Origin of the sequence: Bremerella sp. TYQ1 (assembly GCF_020150455.1) — a bacterium.
Taxonomy (GTDB): Bacteria; Planctomycetota; Planctomycetia; order Pirellulales; family Pirellulaceae; genus Bremerella; species Bremerella volcania_A.
The window spans coordinates 5,897,494-5,914,093 of sequence record NZ_CP083740.1; the positions used below are offsets into that span (position 1 = coordinate 5,897,494).

Here is a 16,600-nt window from a genome sequence, read left to right on the forward strand (position 1 = left end):
ACAACCGCGGTGCATCTTGCCAGTGACAGCCTGAATCAAGTATGGTTTGTAGCGATTACGGATTCTGGGCAAGTCATTCTTTAACAACACACAAGGCGTGAAACACGCATGGCCATTCTGATCACCGGCGGAGCCGGCTTCATTGGTAGTCATCTGACTCAAATTTTGCTGAAGCAATCGGACGAAAAGCTTGTCAGCTTGGACAACTTCAACGACTACTACGATCCGGCCCTCAAACGCGAAAACGTCAAACCTGTTTCTGAAGAGCCCCGAGTGACCCTTGTGGAGGGTGACTTCTGCGACAGTGACGCGATGAAACGATTGTTCGATGAACACGAAATCGATCATGTCGTTCATTTGGGGGCGATGGCCGGTGTGCGAATCAGTGTGCAAAAGCCGGAGATGTACCAGCAGGCAAACGTGGCCGGCACGCTGAGCCTGTTGGAAGCAGCTCGTCATCATCCGGTGAAGCGATTTTTACTCGCATCTTCCTCAACCGTTTACGGTAAGGGAGCTGGCGTCCCGTTTTGCGAAGATGCCCCGCTTGGCATTCCGGCTAGTCCCTACGGTGCCACCAAGCGGGCCGCAGAGTTGCTGTGCCTGACATACCATCAGCTGCATAGTGTGCCAACCGCTTGCCTAAGGCCGTTCAGCGTTTACGGTCCACGACTTCGCCCAGATCTCGCACTAACGATCTTCGCGAAAGCAGTCCACGAAGGCACGCCGATTCCGTTGTTCGGCGATGGTAGCATCCGTCGCGACTTCACCCATGTCAGCGACATTTGCCAAGGGTTTATCTCGGCTCTAACGGCAGATGGTGTCGTTGGACAAGAGATTAACTTGGGGCACAGCGACCCCATCGAGATGCGCCGTCTGATCGAACTGTTGGAAAAGTCGTTCGACAAAAAAGCGGTAATCGACTATCAACCGGAACGTCCGGAGGACCTGCCGATTACGTATGCCAATCTTGAAAAGGCGGAAAAGCTGCTGGGATACGGTCCCAAAGTACTGATTGAAGATGGCATTCAGGAGTACGTCGACTGGTTCCGAACCTGGCATGGCTAATGGAATCAGGCGATTTCTCTTGTTAGGCTGAAGGAAACGTGCCTGAAGCTTGGACTGTTTCATCTTCCTTCAAACAAAGTGATTCCCGCCATGCGCATCGCCCCGTCCTTCCTTTGCTTGCTCATCGTTTCGATGTTGGCGATGTCGGTCTCCGCAGAAGAAGCGAAAAAGGAATCGAAAGCGAAGTCCCTCTTCGACGGCAAGTCGCTCGAGTTCTTCGATGTGCCACAATTTGGTGGTGAAGGAGAAGTCACCGTTGAGGATGGGGTCATCAAGATGGGCCAAGGCGTGATGCTGACCGGCATCACCTACAATAAGGACGATTTCCCGAAGACCAACTATGAATTGATGTGGGAAGCACGCCGAACGATGGGAATCGACTTCTTCGCCGCGTGTACCTTCCCGGTCAAAGATAGCTACTGCAGTTTCGTCGCCGGCGGATGGGGCGGTGCGGTCGTAGGCTTAAGCAACATCGATGGTGCCGATGCCTCCGAAAACGAAACGACGAAGTACATCCCGTTCAATGACGATCAGTGGTACCGTTTTAAAGTTCGCGTCACGGAAAAGAAAATCGAGGCCTGGATCGACGGGAAGCAGGTCATCGATGCGAACATCGAAGGTAAAAAAATCTCGATGCGTACCGAAGTCACACTTTCACAGCCGATGGGACTTTCGGCCTGGCAAAGTCAAGCTGAAATTCGCAAGATTGAATTTCGTGAGTTGGGCAAGAAGTAATTATTACCCGACCAGGCTGCGATCGAGCATCCGATAGTTGATTGCCTCGCAAACATGGTCGGCGGAAATCATCGTTGCAGATTCCAAGTCGGCAATGGTGCGAGCCAAACGCAAGATTTTGTCGTACGCTCTTGCCGACAGCCCAAAGCTGGTCACGCTTTGCTTCATCAGCGTTGCCGCTTCTTCTTCTACGTGGCAAAACTTACGAACTTCGCGGCTGCTCATTTGGGCGTTGTATCGCGTACGACTTCCAACGAAACGACGCGTTTGAAGCTTACGGGCAGCAACAACCATTTCTTTTAGTTCCGCACTGCTTGTTCCTTCGGTCTCGCTGGCCAATTCCTGATAAGGAACTGCCGGCACTTCAATTTGAATGTCGATCCGGTCGAGCAGTGGTCCAGAGATTTTACCGACATACTTTTCGACTTGGGGAACCGAGCAGCGGCAGTCGCGACGGGGATCGTTGCGAAACCCGCAAGGGCATGGGTTCATCGCTGCGACAAGCATAAAGTCGGCCGGAAACGTGACGCTACGCAGGGCTCGGCTGATCGTTACCAGGCGATCTTCCAGCGGTTGCCGCATCAATTCAAGCGTACGGCGATTGAACTCCGGGAGCTCGTCGAGAAAGAGAATTCCGTTATGGGATAGGCTGATTTCGCCAGGCGCCGGATTGCTGCCTCCTCCGACAAGTCCAGCCTCGCTAATGGTATGATGCGGAGAACGAAAGGGGCGTGTAGCCAGAAGAGGCTGGTTGGTCGCAAGCCGACCGGTGGCGCTATAAATACGCGTGGTTTCGACCGATTCGCTGGGAGTTAATTCTGGAAGAATCGTGCGGACGCGTTTGGCCAGCATCGTTTTTCCAGACCCAGGAGGCCCCACGAGAAGTAAGTTGTGCATTCCAGCTGATGCGATCGTTGCGGCACGCTTGGCTAGTTCCTGGCCGCGAACATCCGCGAAGTCAACGTCGTAGGTCGAATGCTCTTCAAGTAGGGCGTGGATTTGTGGGGGGACTGGTTCGATATTGAGTTGACCTGAAAGGAACCCGACGGCTTCGGTCAGGCTAGTTACCGGAATAACTTCAATGCCTTCGACGACGGCCGCCTCTCTGGCATTTTCAGCGGGAACAATGATGCCGGCGAGACCTTGCTTTTCGGTTTCTATGGCCTTGGAAAGAATGCCGCGGATTGGACGTGCTGTTCCATCCAGGGCCAGTTCGCCAACGATTGCATACTGAGACAGCCGGTCACTGCTGAGTTGGCCACTGCCTAAGAGGATGCCGAGTGTAATTGGCAGGTCGAACGAGGCAGCGTTTTTAGGAAGTTCTGCCGGTGCCAAATTGATGACGACACGATCTCTCGGGCAAAAGAAGCCTGAGTTGACGATGGCTCGCTCGATCCGATGAACGCTTTCCTTGACTGCGGCTTCCGGTAGTCCAACGAGAACCGTCTTTGGGAGAGCGGTAGGGGAAACGTCCACTTCGACTTCTACCGGAATCGCGTCGATGCCTGCCATCGAATAGGTCCGCAGTTGCGCCAACATGTCAAAATCCTCAGGATTGTCGATTCCGGTTGCCCATTAATACGTGCCCCCCATTGTGCGAGAGCATGACCCCCTCGATCAAGCGATTCGGACCGATTTGCGATAACTTATGTCAATCTTCCATGCCGACGCGACTGAACGCTCGAAATCAGAGGTTTTCTGACGGCATGTGCTATGGTTGGTGGTTGTGAGAAACTCACCTGCGGAGAATGGTGAACATGGCTGCGATCGTTCAGCCGAGTGAAAACGACGGGAAATTGGACAACGCTTGGTCGATTTGCGGCCTGCCTGGAAGTCGTTATGCGCTGCTTCTTATTGCAGTCGTCGCCCAGGCCCTCACAATCGGAATCACTTGGCCGCTGTGGCAAGTCCGAATTTCACCAGTCCATATGCCGGCGATCGATCTGCCTCAAATTCCGTTTGGGGTATGGATGCTCGCGACGCTCGTTTTGGTGATTGTACGGCCACGGCTTGGACTTGCCGTTCACGCGGCGTCGCTCTTGCTTTCATTTGTGTTCGATCAATACCGAACGCAACCGCAGGTCATCGCAATGGTGATGCTGATGTTTGCGGTTGTCGAAGACTGTGGAGTGGTATTGGTTCGTTGGTTTCTGGCATCGCTTTGGCTTTGGGCCGGATTACACAAATTGCTTTCGCCTGATTGGTTCACGTTTGCGTCGTGGTACATGGTCAAGTCGCTCCATGTGAACCCCGAGAACTTTCAAAGGTTGTTTGCCTATGGCGTGGGGCTCGGTGAATTAGCGGTTGGCCTGTTGGCCATCTTTCGTCCTCGCTGGGCTGCAATACCATGTGCGATGATGCACGTGGGGATCACGCTGTTTTTGACACCTTTGTTTTACGACCACAACATCAGTGTGATGCCGTGGAATCTGGCAACGGCGATTATTGGCGGTTGGGTTATGTGGAATGCTCCTAGCGTCGTCCCTCGGTTTCGCTGGGAATGGGGATTAGCCGGTCTGCTTCTGATTTATCCTGCGGGCTTTTATGCCGGCTGGGTCGATCACGGTATTGCCAGCGTGCTGTACTCTCACCATTTACCGGAAGCAATGATCACCACAAAAACCAGCAACTATAAGATCACTGGCTGGGGAGATCTGGAAGTTCCTTTTCCGAATGAACGACGTCTATTCAAGCTCTACTTTGAGAGAGCGGCTAAGCCAGGGAGTAAGCTTCATATCTCCGAACCACGTCCTTGGCTAGGCGATATGTACTTCGTTCTCGACGCAGATGGAAAATCGGTCGAGATCTCGCGAGAACAGTTTGTTCAGCAATCGCCAAACCAAGCCGAAGGCGTGGAGGTCGATAGCCGAAGAATTCGCTTTCTACTCGCCCGAAAAGGTGTCGCATTGATGCGTCGCGAGAAAGGGGGCGTGATTTATGCGATAGAAATTCCCCCGAAACGGTACCGCCCCGAGTTGCTGGAGATGCTGCGTGGCTTACCGAATCTGGAACAAATCAACCTGAGCGGCTGCGAGGTAACCGACGAAGATCTGACGCGTTTGCCACGGCTTCCAAAGCTTGTCGGGATTGGTTTGAGCGATACTCCGGTGACCAACGCCTCGATCGATACGCTTCTTAAGCAACCCCGACTGACTTTCATCGAATACGCTCAGTCTAACATTACGTTAGATGCGATGGTCGAATTCGAGCAAAAGCGACCCGTAGACTAAGCGTCTGCCACGATCTCATGGATCGGTGTTCCTTCACAGATTGCCATTGGCCGCCCAATTGGGGTTTGGTAGTCCTTCTCGAAGTCGATCCCTAAAGCAGAGTGAATCGTCGCGTGGATATCGGCAACCCCGACGGCATGCTTGGTGTCCGCCGTGACTTTCTCACCCTCTGGGCTAGTTTCTCCCAGAACGACTCCTTGGCGAATACCGCCTCCGGCAAGGGCAACGCTAAACCCATGAGGCCAATGATCGCGGCCGGCGGCTGGATTGATTTTCGGAGTACGCCCGAACTCACCACCACACAGCACGATGGTATCTTCAAACAAGTCACGCACTTTCAAGTGATGAATCGTTGCACTGAAAGCGGTATCGAGATCGGCGGCGCGATTTGACTGCAACTCGTGATTGTTGGCATGGGTGTCCCAGCCGGACAACGTAACTTGAACGCAACGAACGCCAGTTTCGATCAATTGGGTCGCGCACAAACAGCCCCGCCCGAATCCGGTATCACCGAACTGTTCTTTAATCGATTCCGGGACGTCGTCGACGTTGAATGCGTTGATCTGTTCGGAAGTCATCATCGTGGTCGCGCGATCGACCGTCTCTCTGTGAAGCGTTTTGTCTGTTTCCAGATCACGCCGGCGTCCGCGTGCGAAGCTTGATTCCAAGATATCGAGGTCGTTCAAACGTGCTTGAAATCGTTCTTCCGAAACTCGCTTAGGAAGGTCAGGCAACTGGCCACGCGGATCGTACATTTTGAAAGCATCGTACTTGTTGCCAAGAAAGCCCCCGCGCGGGGAAAACTCTGACGGAAAGATCGACACATGCCGAGGAATTTCGACGCCTGACGTTGAGAGTTCATGGCATAAGATCGCACCTACGGATGGATGAATCAGCGTCGGATCTGGGCGATAGCCAGTTTGCATGTTGTAAGTGGCACGTTCATGATCTCCTTCTTTGCTGGTGACGCAGCGAAGCAGAGATATCTGGTCTAACAGTTCCGCCGTTTTCGGCATCGATGCGGCGAGTTGTACCCCTTTGACGGATGTGTTGATTCCTTTGGCATCGCCGCCGATCATCTTGCCGGGGTGGGGATCCCACGTTTCCAACTGGCTTGGGCCCCCTTGCATCCATAGAACGATGACCGACTTAGGACGGCGAGTACGCTTGGATCCATCCGCAGATGCAGCCAACGCCTGCGACAACGGTGTTAGCCAGGCAAGACCTGCTCCGGCTTGAAGCAGTGTGCGGCGACTGAAATGGCCAGCCGTTCCGCAGCCTTCTGGACCGAGCATAGTTTGAAAGCGTTTCATTGTCGCTCCTAGTGATTCCAGGCAAACTCAGTGCAGTTCATTAGCGCCCAGTAAATGTCTTCAAATTCCTGCGTTCGCCGCATGGGGATTTCTTCGCTGGTCAGCTTCTCGATAAAGTGTTTCTTTTCTGCTTCCGTTGGACGGCGCGTCAGCACGCAAAGAAACGCGGTTTCAATCGCGACTTCGTCACTGGGCGAAAGCTGTGAAATTCGAGTCGCCGCATTTCGAACAAAGTTCTCTTTAGTCCGTTCTTTGACAAGATTGCCATTCATCATCAGCAGACGCTGAGGAATGGTTCCCCCGTCCATGCTGAACTCATCCTCGCCGGCATCTCCATATCGCTGTAGAAATTCATTCGTTTCGCCAAATGTGATGAGTCTGGTCAGGACATGGCTATCGGCATTCAGGGTATGGAGTGACGATGCCTGATTGATGCTGCCAATGACTTGTTCTGGTCGAAGCCGTGTGATGGGATAAGCGGCCCAATTCGCTTCATGCTGCGAAGTGATTTCGTGTTCGGCACGACTGTCGAGCTGAAATGCCTCCGTCGCAGCGATCACGTGAACAAGCCGCTTCAAATCGAATCCGTGGGAGACGAAGTCATCGACAAGTGGTTCCATGCCTGCAGGGTACTTGCCATCCTCGAAGCTGCCTCTGAGAGGAATGTTATCGACGGGTTCGATCAGCGGTCGCCCCGTCATGACGGCCCAGACACGATTGACAATTGCTCTGGCAAACGGGCGGTTTTCAGGGTGCGTAACCCAACCGGCCAAACGCTGGCGAAGCGTACCGCCTGATTCCGCTAAGAGATCTTGATTAAAGGGGACTTCAGCGGGAACGTTTGTTTCGTCTTCGTCATTGAGGTATTTGTACTCGTACTGTCGTCCTCGCTTGTCGGTGATACCCACGAAAGAATTTTGAGCTTCACGGAAGAAGGAGGCTAGTTCGTGGAAGTCACTTTGCTTCAAGTCGCCCCCTAAGTTATCGTCGTGGCATTGAACGCAATCGATTCGTGTCGCCAGGAAAGCACGCGTAAGTCGACCAGCAAGCATGGCCACGTCAGGTTCCTTGGTGCCGTCCTGATCGACCGTTGCCGTAACGAAATTGACTGCGGGGTGATCGGTCCAAAGACCAGACTCGGCGATCAATTCCGTGGTGAGCTTATCGTATGGACGATTGGCCATCAGCTGATCGCTAAGCCATGTCACGAATCGACGTTTGCGAAAGATTAAAAACGGACCGTTCTCTGTCCCTACATAGGCACGCGACAGTCGCTCGGCCATGTAGTCGCCGTAGCGACGATCCTCGAGCAAGTGATTGACCCACCACGCAAGACGATCTTCGGTTGGGCGGTTTTCAATCAGACGAATTTCCTCGAGCGAGGGGATCATCCCAGTTAGACCAAGAGAAATTCTTCGAGCGATCGTCAGGTCGTCCGCACGTGGTGCCGGTTGCAGGTTGTTCTTCTGCCACGTTTCATGAAATTGTGCGTCGATGGCCGCGACCGTTGAATCGAAATCGTCGCCACGGACGACGATAGGGGTGTCGATCGCTTCGACTTTAGGGGGCGTCAAAAGCCAGTTGGCTAGCGAGGCCAGTACAATGGTGGCCAAGGAAACGAACGCTAGATTTTTGAGCCACATGAAACAGACTCGTCGTTAGGCCCAGAATGGATAGAGAAAAGCAAGTCGTACAATCATGTTACCGGGAATTGAGGCGATTGGTTTCCGAATGCAAAGAAAACTTCCCGTTTTTCTCGATTTCGCAAAACCGCTAAACTAAGCAGCCAAGTAGATAGGGTATCACCGCTTTTCTCGATCCGTTTCCAGGATTCCCCAATGTCAGTGGTCAACTCAACATGGCATGCCGAAGAATTGGTTCCCGCCGAGGAACTTGAGTATTCGATCGATACGGACGTGAACGAATCGCTGGTTCCCTCGGAGACGGCAGCCCAGCCACCACGAAAGAACGGTTTTCGGCAGTTCGGCGCCGGGTTACTGAGTGCTGGGGAGTGGTGCTTTGGCGTGATGTCGATGATTGTCATCCTGGCATTTCTTGCGACCGTGCCGATCCTCAACTTGATGAGCCTGGGATATCTACTGGAAGTTAGTGGCCGGATTGCTCGAACAGGAAAGTTCTCGAAGGGATTCGTAGGAATTCGTAAGGCGGCCAGGATCGGCAGTATCGTTGCTGGGGCTTGGCTGATGTTTCTGCCGTTGCGACTTCTTTCCGACGCATGGCAAAGCGCCTGGTTGATTGATCCAGAAAGTGTTCAGACAAGAAACCTTTGGGTTGTCACAATGATTGCGACGGTTGTCGTCGGACTGCATGTCGCTTGGGCCTGTTATCGGGGCGGCAAGTTTCGTCACTTTTTGTGGCCTGCCCCTATTCGATTCGTTAAGACGATTTTCCATGGCGGCATGTACGCTCAAGCCAGAGAAGGAACACTGTCATTCATCAAAGAGTTGCATTTGTGGCATTACTTTTCGATGGGAGCTCGTGGTTTTATCGGTACGTTGGTATGGTTGGCGATTCCCGTTTTGTGGATGATCGGTGCTCGGCAGATCAGCGAACCAGCTGGGGCTTTCTTAGTAAGCTTGCCAGGCATGTTGATTTTTGCGTTTGTCCTGCTGTATTTGCCATTTCTCCAGGCGAGATTTGCTTCCGAGAATCGCCTTAAGGCTTTGTTTGAGGTCGGAGCCATCCGGCGAATTTTTCGGCAGGCACCCTTGGCATGGTGGTTTGCCCTGTTTATCACGTTGCTATTCGCCCTGCCGCTGTACTTGCTCAAGATCGAAATGATCGATCGCGAGATTGCCTGGCTGCCGAGCTTGTTTTTCGTGGTCTTCATTTTTCCGGCCCGAATGCTTTCGGGCTGGGCGTTGGCCGTGGCGCAAAAGCGAGATAAGCCAGCTCATTTCGTTTGGCGTTGGTTAAGTCGTTTGGCGACTATCCCGGTGGTGGTGTCCTACATCTTCTTCATGTATCTGTTCCTTTATATTTCCTGGCGGGGCGCGAACAGCCTTCTTGAACAGCATGCGTTCCTAGTTCCGGTGCCGTTTCTCGGGGCCTAACCGATCAGTCCAAACGGTTTCAGCACTAGGACCTGACCGAGGGAAGGGGTACCATGGAGATACCGTTGAATATCTTCTTGGTGCCTGGGACGGAACGATTTCATGCCGCGTGGAAATCTAATCACCATTGTCGTCACGTTTATTGTGGCGATGATTTGCTATCAATCTGCGGCGCAATCACGTTACGCGTTGATGTTTCAGCAGGGACTGCGAACAATATCGGAATATTACGTTCGTCCCGTTCCTGACGAAGATCTATTCAATGCCGCGATGGAAGGGATGACCGCTCCACTCGATCAGAACTCAGGCTATATCGCTCCGACACGCTACTCGGACTTCCGCCGAGAACTGGGACAAGAGTTCGGTGGCATCGGTGTTCACGTCGACTTCGACGAAGAAAAGCGGGAGATGATCATCATTTCTCCATTGGCTGGTGCCCCCGCTTACGAGGCGGGAATCCAAGCAGGCGATATTGTTGTTGCGATCGATGGCGAAGAGCTCAACGGAGAAGACTTCAAGACATCGCTTGAACGGTTACATGGCGTCACTGGCACCCCCGTAACACTTACGGTGCTTCATATCGGTGAAGATAAACCGGTCGATATTACGATGACTCGAGCCAACATTATGGTCGAGTCCGTCATGGGAGACACGCATGGCGAAGGTGGGAAATGGGATTTCCATCTCGCGAGCAATCCCAACATTGGCTACATACGTGTCGATTCTTTCGGAGACCGAACCGCAGACGACTTTGCCGACGCATTGGAGCAAATTGGGCCAGACGTAGAAGGCTTGATCATTGACATGCGTGGCAACGCCGGTGGATACCTGACAGCGGCTACGCAGATGGTTGATATGTTCCTCGACGAAGGGGATATCGTGACGACGCGGACGCGCAATAACAAGATTCGCGAAGTTCACGCCGCTACGGGCGGTACGACAACGGTTCCCAAAGATCTGCCGGTTGTCGTCATGGTGAACCGAGCTAGTGCTAGTGCCAGCGAGATTTTTGCAGCCGCACTGCAGGACCATGGCCGTGCGATTGTCGTTGGCGAACGGTCTTACGGCAAAGGAACCGTACAAAGCATCTTTCCGCTCGATGGAGATCGCCGTGCGATGAAGATCACCACGGCAACCTATTGGCGGCCGAGCGGTAGCAACATTCATCGTTTTCCCGATTCTACCGAAGAGGACGACTGGGGCGTCACGCCCGATGAAGGCTGGGAGTTGGAATTAGAAGACGAGACGTTGAAAAAAGTCATCCGCGCGAGGCGTTTGAACGACATCGATCGTACAAATTTCTCGAAACCGGAAATGGCTGAGGAACGTGAAATCTCGGAAGAGGAGCAAGAGTTGCTTGAATTCGAGGACCCGCAACTTCAAATGGCGGTCGAAGCCATCGAGGCGTGGAAGCCCTAGTATTTCGTATGTTTTGCAATCTTGGCTTGCAATTTTTTCCATAGAGTTGACTAGGTGTAATGGTCAGTCAAACCGGGCAATATGAGACGTCAACCGTCTTGGATCGGTAGGCTCGACGATTCCCGACTTGAGCAGAATTCGTACGGCTCGGTCGTTTTTTGGCACTCCGATTGCTGATTGGGATGGCTATCCTTTTTTTGCTCCCGGTTTGTTGAAAGTCGCATCGATGGTTTGCAACGTCAACCACTTTGGATGGCCACGCGAAAACTCCTCCGAATCAAACGACATGGCTTCGTTTGCCCGCCCTCTGCCAGCCACTCCGCACCCTGATACGCCGTATGTCGTCGTCCTGCTGAAGATGCTAAGCGTGGCGGACGAATTGTCTGACTCCTCAGACGAGTTCGAGGATTAATGACGGCGTAAGCTAACGGTCGCTCTGCTTGGTCGTTGCTAACTCTCGTAAGTGGACTTCAAGCGAGTCAGCCAAACGCGGCGGGTTATAGCCACCTTCCAGCAGGCTGACAATTCGCCCGCGACACCATGTGTTGGCAATTGCCTGAACGATTTGTGTCATCGTGGCAAAGTCTTCGGTTTCCAAGCCAAGGTCGCCAACAGGATCGTCCTTGTGGGCGTCGAAGCCAGCGCTGATCAAAATCAACTCGGGCCGAACGCGCTCGGCAAATTCTTGCAGTTGGTATTCGAATGTGGTCAACGTTGACATGCGATCGGTTCCATAGGGAACCGGCAGGTTGTGCGTGAAGCCCTTCCCAGGCCCTTCACCAACGGCATCTCTGTCACCTGATCCGGGATAAAATGGATAGCGATGCATAGAAAAGAATGCGACTGAATCATCTCGCCAGAAGATATCCTGGGTTCCATTGCCATGGTGAACGTCCCAGTCAACGATTAGCACGCGAGCGAGATCGAATTCTTTAATTGCCAGAGCGGCTGCGATCGCAACGTTGTTCAGTAGACAAAATCCCATGCTCGTATCAGCAGTGGCATGATGGCCTGGGGGCCGAATCAAGCAGAACGCGTTTTCTGCGCGGCCGGACATGACGCTTCGCGTCGCATCGATGGCGGCGCCTGCGGCAAGTAACGCAATGTCGAACGACTCGGGACTCACTACGGTGTCCGCATCCAGATTTCCCCCTCCATTAGTGGCCAAGTCGCGGGCCTTAACAATCATTTGGGGCTCATGAACGGCAGAAACGTCTTCGATGGCGGCTGCCGAGAACGCCGGAGCCTTCCATTTCTGCCAGACGTTGTGGTCCCTAAGTTGTGTCGTGCACGTAGTTAAACGTCGCGGGCACTCCGGATGATCGCCGGTGAGGTGCTGAAGAAATCGGTCGTGATAATAAAGCAGGTTGGTCATGCCCGAAGTCTTCCCTTCCAGAGGGGTGTTTTGCGAATTCATTGACAGGCTTTCGCTTGCGCAACTATTCTTAACCTAACCGAAGTCAGAGGGTATGATTAGATAACTCGTCGATTGGGAAATTGAGCTCCCTTAAATCCCTCGTGATTCTCATCGAAGCCGGATTCAGCCTAACGAGCTGAGGCCTCTCTATCCATAGGAACACCGTGGCATGCAACGACTTGCTGTTTTGACCCTCGCTTTTGCCGTTCTGGTAACTAGTGCGCAAACTGCTTGGGCTCAATATAAGGAAATTCCTGTCACTGCGACCGATATCGATCCCGATTCGCGCGACACACAAACGCGAATTCGTTTTGGTCAGGCCCAAGCCGCCGTCCGTGAGTACCTTAGCGGTAAGACGATGGACGAGCAGGGTAGGCAATTGATTCGGAAGTTCTTCCGCGATGCTTACCTAAAGAGTTGGACGCGTAAAGAAAACTGGACCCAGGCTGGGGCGAAGCGACAAGAATTTCTGAGAGCCTATTACGGTCCGCTCTATTCCGAAGAAAATGCTCGCGCAATGCTTAATGGCATTATGGTTGAGTTCATGTCGGAATACATCAAGCCAGCTTACCATCCTGTGTTGCGATACAACGCGATCTTGCTGATCGGCGACTTGCGTTCCAAAGAGATGGACAACATCAATCAGACGCCAGAAATTCCGTACGCTCCATCGACGGCAATTTTGTTGTCCGCGATTGAAGATCCAAATCAAAGCGACGCCGTGAAGGTGGGGGCCTGGGTTGGATTGTTGGAGCAAAGTGAGTTGTACGGCGTCAATCTTGGCGCGATGGGTAACACCGAAAAAAACAAGCTGATGGACTTGGTTGTCAAAACCATCAGTGAAAAAGCTCCGCCTGAAGGACGCGGTGCCGACGCTCATTCGTGGATGCGAAAGCGTGCCATTGATGTCGCAGGCAACATTGGAAATGCCGGGCGAGATGGCGCACTTGCGAACGCGTTGAACATGGTCATTACCGACGAGAGCCTACCGATTGAAATGCGGTGCGATGCAGTGGCTGCCAAAGGTAAACTGACGTTCGATGCTCAGACGGCGGCGAAGATGGATGTCGTCAAAGAATCAGCCGAGATCGGTAAAGTGGCTCTTGAAGCAGTGGCTTCCGATGTCGAATGGTACGACGATGCGATGACCGAGTACTACAAAGCTATGTTGGGACCAGGCGGTTCCGGCATGATGGGCGAATTCGGTGGACCAATGATGGGGCCTGGCATGCGACCAACTCCGCGTCCTACTCCACGACCATCTTCTCGAAATCGCAACCGCGGCCGTGGTCCGGGTGGGCCAGGCGAGTTCGACGAATTCGGCGGTGGCGAAATGATGGAGCCTGAAATTGTCCGAGATCCGCTCGCTGTTCGGATGGAAAGCTTGTTCCGTCGTCGTGTGAAGACGCACCTCGATCAATGCAAGCAGGGACTAGTCGGTAATACCATGCAGATTTCGGATGATGGAAGCGGTATCCGCGAAGGCATCATTCGTTATGCACAAAATGCCGAAGATCGTCAGGTTATTGTCGGTCTCGCAAAGTCAATGCTTACCATGCTGGCAACCGTCGACGACGAAGAATTGTGGGAAGATGAGCTGCTGAAGAACTCCAAGACCCGTCTAGAGGCTTTGACGGTCGCTGCACAGAAGCTCGCAGCCAAAGCAGCGGTAGAAATCACGCCTCCAGATACCGACGATTCGGCTCCCGCCGATGAGGTTCCAGGGGCGATGCCAGCTGGGGATGTCCCTGGTGGAGCGGATATCCCAGGCGTCGGAGCTCCTGGTGCTGACTTGCCTGGCGCGGACGTTCCAGGGGCCGATATCCCTGGTGCTGATATTCCAGGGGGTGCACCTCCGGCGGATGTGCCTGGAGCTGCAGGTCCACCAGCTGATGTACCTGCGGGACCTGCCGCACCGATGGAGGACATTCCCGGTGGGGCCGCTCCTGACGTGCCAAACTAGGTACGACTGATCTTGTCCTAGCTGCCGCTGCCAGCTAAAAGCAGCGGCATGGTCAATCTTTACGCTTGGATAAACTCGACTTCTGCTGTCATGCTAGCAGCTACGGTAGTGGCGTTCCTTTTCGGAACCGCTGGCTGCCGTAGTGTCGTCGAAACCAAGCACGATTTGACTACGCTTACTGCTTCCTCTGCTCCCGCCGAAGAATCGGACGCTGTGCAGGCAGCGGAAGTTTCCGACACACCTGAGCCCCCGCCAGCTGTTACCGCCGCAGAGACGATTCTCGCCGCAAGTGTCGTCCAAACCTCAGAGACTTCGCTTCGCCCCAAGAAGATTGAGTCACGCGGGTGGTATCTCGATCAAAGCATGCCACTTTACGAAGCGTTTCCAGCACGGCAGTCGCGATGGAAGCACCATGCTTTGGAAGGCTTGCTCGATCAAACCGAATCGAGTGTCGAGACCCTTCGTAATGGCGCTAAGTCGGCCAAAATTGAAGTTGCCGCGACCGCGTCGATTGGCTTGGTTCGGCTTGGACATCCGCCGAAGCCCTCACGCCTCGCCGAACTTTTTCACCATCCGGATATCGCTCCGACCACTCAGGCCGCTCTTCTTGAAGCGATGAGCCTGATGACGGGAGACAACACCAAGTCGGTCGTCGAAGGTTTGTTCAGCAATCGCAGTCAATTCTTGGATCATGTACGTCGAACTGATGAAGACGCAGCGTCCATGTTGGAGACGCAATATTGGGCGACGCTTGCGGCCGTGTCAGAGGACATTTCTGAGGATCCTCGATTTGTGGCCAACTTCGACCAGCACAACCCAAGCGTTCAAGCCACCATTCTCGACTTACTTCTCTCGGCGCGTCATGCCTCAGCACAAACTTCCATCGACGACTACTTTCAGTCGCTCTCGCCGGAGGCAATTCGCCGTTTAGGTCTTTGGGAGCCTTACCTGCGGAGTGTCGCCCCACTGGAAGAGCTTATTTCGCAAACGCGTTCCCCAGAGTTTCCTTCGCGTCAAAGTGCCACGATCGGGCTTGGACGAGAAGGTTCTGCAGCCGCCCAGGCCATGCTCGAACGAGTCACCGAAAACGACCCTACTTTAGTGCAAGTCGCGTCTGTTTTTGCATGGAGCCTTGTCCAGCAGCATGAGGCCTGGGAACGTTTGGCGGAAGCAAGTTCGTGGCGTGTGCGAAAAGCAGTCGCTCAGTGGATTCCGCTCGAACCGCGGAATCAAGCGATCATTGCAAAATTGAAAGACGACAACAGCCATCAAGTGCGTGCGACCATCGAGAAACGTTCGCCGGAACTCGTCGGCAGTGTAGCGACAGAAGAAGCAAAGAAATCGACCGTCAAGCAGAGCGAAGTGGTTGAGCTCGACGCGGATCAAGTTGTGGAAATTCTCGATTGGATCGAACAGGCCCAGTTCGGCGAAAAAGAATCCGTTCGTTCCGAGGCACGTAGGCAACTTTTGTTGCAGCCCAATAAGGTACTCGCGGCCGTTGAGAAAACGGCCAAGCCTTTGTCGAAGTACGATAATACGTATCTCTTCGACGTATTGCTTCCGCAGTGCGATCCTGTTTATCAGCATGTGCAAGAAGCGATTTCGGGGAATCCTCGCTTGAGTCTTTCAGCGTTGCGATCGCTTGAGCAACATGCTCGTAGTACCCAATTGCCGGAGTTGGTTGTTTGGCGCCTGAGTTATCACGTGGAGAGTTTCACGGCGATGACCTGGCCCGCGGTTATGTCGGTAATTCAAGACGACGGTCGCGAGCCGGCACAAAATATAACACGGCGTGCATTGGCCCATGATAATCCGGCCGTTCGCATGGAGGCCTATCAGCATGTAAGCGACTTCCCAATGGCAGACGTGGTTTCGCCAATCGCCGATGGTCTGCAGCATGAAGTTCCCGGCGTACGAATCGCTGCGATTAACGCGTTAAGTCGATTGGATGCAGAACTAGATCCGAATCTCTTTGTCGCTTGCCTTACCGATCGTGATGTCGATGTGCAGTTGGCTGCATGTGAATCGCTTGAATTGATCGGAGATGAACGTGGCATTAACCATCTATACCGGATGACCTACTCTTCGTCGAAGACTGTTCGATTAAAGGCTGTCCAGGCAATTTCTCTTAGAAAGAAGTCCTCTGATGTGCCGGTTCTGATACGACTTTTGGATGACGATACCTCCATTCGATCGACCGCCTTAGACGGACTGTCCAGTATTGTGCCCCTGGAAGAGCATCCCAAGGGGATTTCACGTACGACACCTCTTGAAGCCAAATGTGCCGCCTGGAAAAAGTGGTTTGATCGGCAGGACACCCTCTCGACAGGCAATTTCTAACCGACACCGGTCTGCCCTACTCAACGCTGGTCGCTTCAGCGCGT

Annotated in this window: 12 protein-coding genes; 8 read left to right on the top strand and 4 right to left on the bottom strand. The window is 53.4% G+C overall.

The window, feature by feature from the left end:
* The first annotated feature begins 108 nt into the window (after window positions 1-108).
* Window positions 109-1,065 carry a GDP-mannose 4,6-dehydratase gene (locus LA756_RS23985; protein WP_224437256.1) on the top strand — a complete coding sequence of 319 codons (957 nt, stop codon included), beginning with the start codon at window positions 109-111 and terminating at the stop codon, window positions 1,063-1,065.
* Window positions 1,066-1,155: 90 nt separating this feature from the next.
* Window positions 1,156-1,800 carry a DUF1080 domain-containing protein gene (locus tag LA756_RS23990; protein ID WP_224437257.1) on the top strand — a complete coding sequence of 215 codons (645 nt, stop codon included), beginning with the start codon at window positions 1,156-1,158 and terminating at the stop codon, window positions 1,798-1,800.
* Between the two features lie 3 nt (window positions 1,801-1,803).
* Here LA756_RS23990 and LA756_RS23995 read toward each other — a convergent pair whose 3' ends face one another.
* Entirely contained in the window at window positions 1,804-3,339 is a 1,536-nt protein-coding gene (locus LA756_RS23995; protein WP_224437258.1) for a YifB family Mg chelatase-like AAA ATPase, read from the bottom strand.
* Between the two features lie 218 nt (window positions 3,340-3,557).
* On the opposite strand from LA756_RS23995, the gene LA756_RS24000 reads away from it, so the two are divergent.
* Window positions 3,558-5,030 carry a DoxX family protein gene (locus LA756_RS24000; protein ID WP_224437259.1) on the top strand — a complete coding sequence of 491 codons (1,473 nt, stop codon included), beginning with the start codon at window positions 3,558-3,560 and terminating at the stop codon, window positions 5,028-5,030.
* Here LA756_RS24000 and LA756_RS24005 read toward each other — a convergent pair.
* Together LA756_RS24005 and LA756_RS24010 are read right to left on the bottom strand one after the other, a co-directional pair.
* Window positions 5,027-6,343 carry a DUF1501 domain-containing protein gene (locus LA756_RS24005; RefSeq protein WP_224437260.1) on the bottom strand — a complete coding sequence of 439 codons (1,317 nt, stop codon included), beginning with the start codon at window positions 6,341-6,343 and terminating at the stop codon, window positions 5,027-5,029. The genes LA756_RS24000 and LA756_RS24005 overlap by 4 nt on opposite strands.
* 8 nt (window positions 6,344-6,351) lie before the next feature.
* A complete protein-coding gene (locus tag LA756_RS24010; protein WP_224437261.1) occupies window positions 6,352-7,986 on the bottom strand; it encodes a DUF1549 domain-containing protein in 1,635 nt (544 codons plus the stop codon).
* Window positions 7,987-8,181: 195 nt separating this feature from the next.
* Here LA756_RS24010 and LA756_RS24015 point away from each other — a divergent pair, with 195 nt between their 5' ends.
* The 3 genes from LA756_RS24015 (at window position 8,182) to LA756_RS24025 (ending at window position 11,248) form a co-directional block, all read left to right on the top strand.
* Entirely contained in the window at window positions 8,182-9,417 is a 1,236-nt protein-coding gene (locus LA756_RS24015; protein WP_224437262.1) for a DUF4013 domain-containing protein, read from the top strand.
* Window positions 9,418-9,519: 102 nt separating this feature from the next.
* Complete coding sequence (locus tag LA756_RS24020) at window positions 9,520-10,836, top strand: S41 family peptidase (RefSeq protein WP_224437263.1); 1,317 nt, start codon at window positions 9,520-9,522, stop codon at window positions 10,834-10,836.
* 127 nt (window positions 10,837-10,963) lie between these two features.
* On the top strand, window positions 10,964-11,248 hold the full coding sequence (locus tag LA756_RS24025) for a hypothetical protein (protein ID WP_224437264.1): 285 nt from the start codon (window positions 10,964-10,966) through the stop codon (window positions 11,246-11,248).
* A gap of 12 nt (window positions 11,249-11,260) precedes the next feature.
* Here LA756_RS24025 and LA756_RS24030 read toward each other — a convergent pair whose 3' ends face one another.
* A complete protein-coding gene (locus LA756_RS24030) occupies window positions 11,261-12,211 on the bottom strand; it encodes a histone deacetylase (protein WP_224437265.1) in 951 nt (316 codons plus the stop codon).
* A 211-nt stretch (window positions 12,212-12,422) separates the two neighbouring features.
* Here LA756_RS24030 and LA756_RS24035 point away from each other — a divergent pair, with 211 nt between their 5' ends.
* Together LA756_RS24035 and LA756_RS24040 are read left to right on the top strand one after the other, a co-directional pair.
* Window positions 12,423-14,216 carry a hypothetical protein gene (locus tag LA756_RS24035; RefSeq protein WP_224437266.1) on the top strand — a complete coding sequence of 598 codons (1,794 nt, stop codon included), beginning with the start codon at window positions 12,423-12,425 and terminating at the stop codon, window positions 14,214-14,216.
* Between the two features lie 48 nt (window positions 14,217-14,264).
* Complete coding sequence (locus tag LA756_RS24040) at window positions 14,265-16,556, top strand: HEAT repeat domain-containing protein (RefSeq protein ID WP_224437267.1); 2,292 nt, start codon at window positions 14,265-14,267, stop codon at window positions 16,554-16,556.
* The last annotated feature ends 44 nt before the right edge of the window (window positions 16,557-16,600 follow it).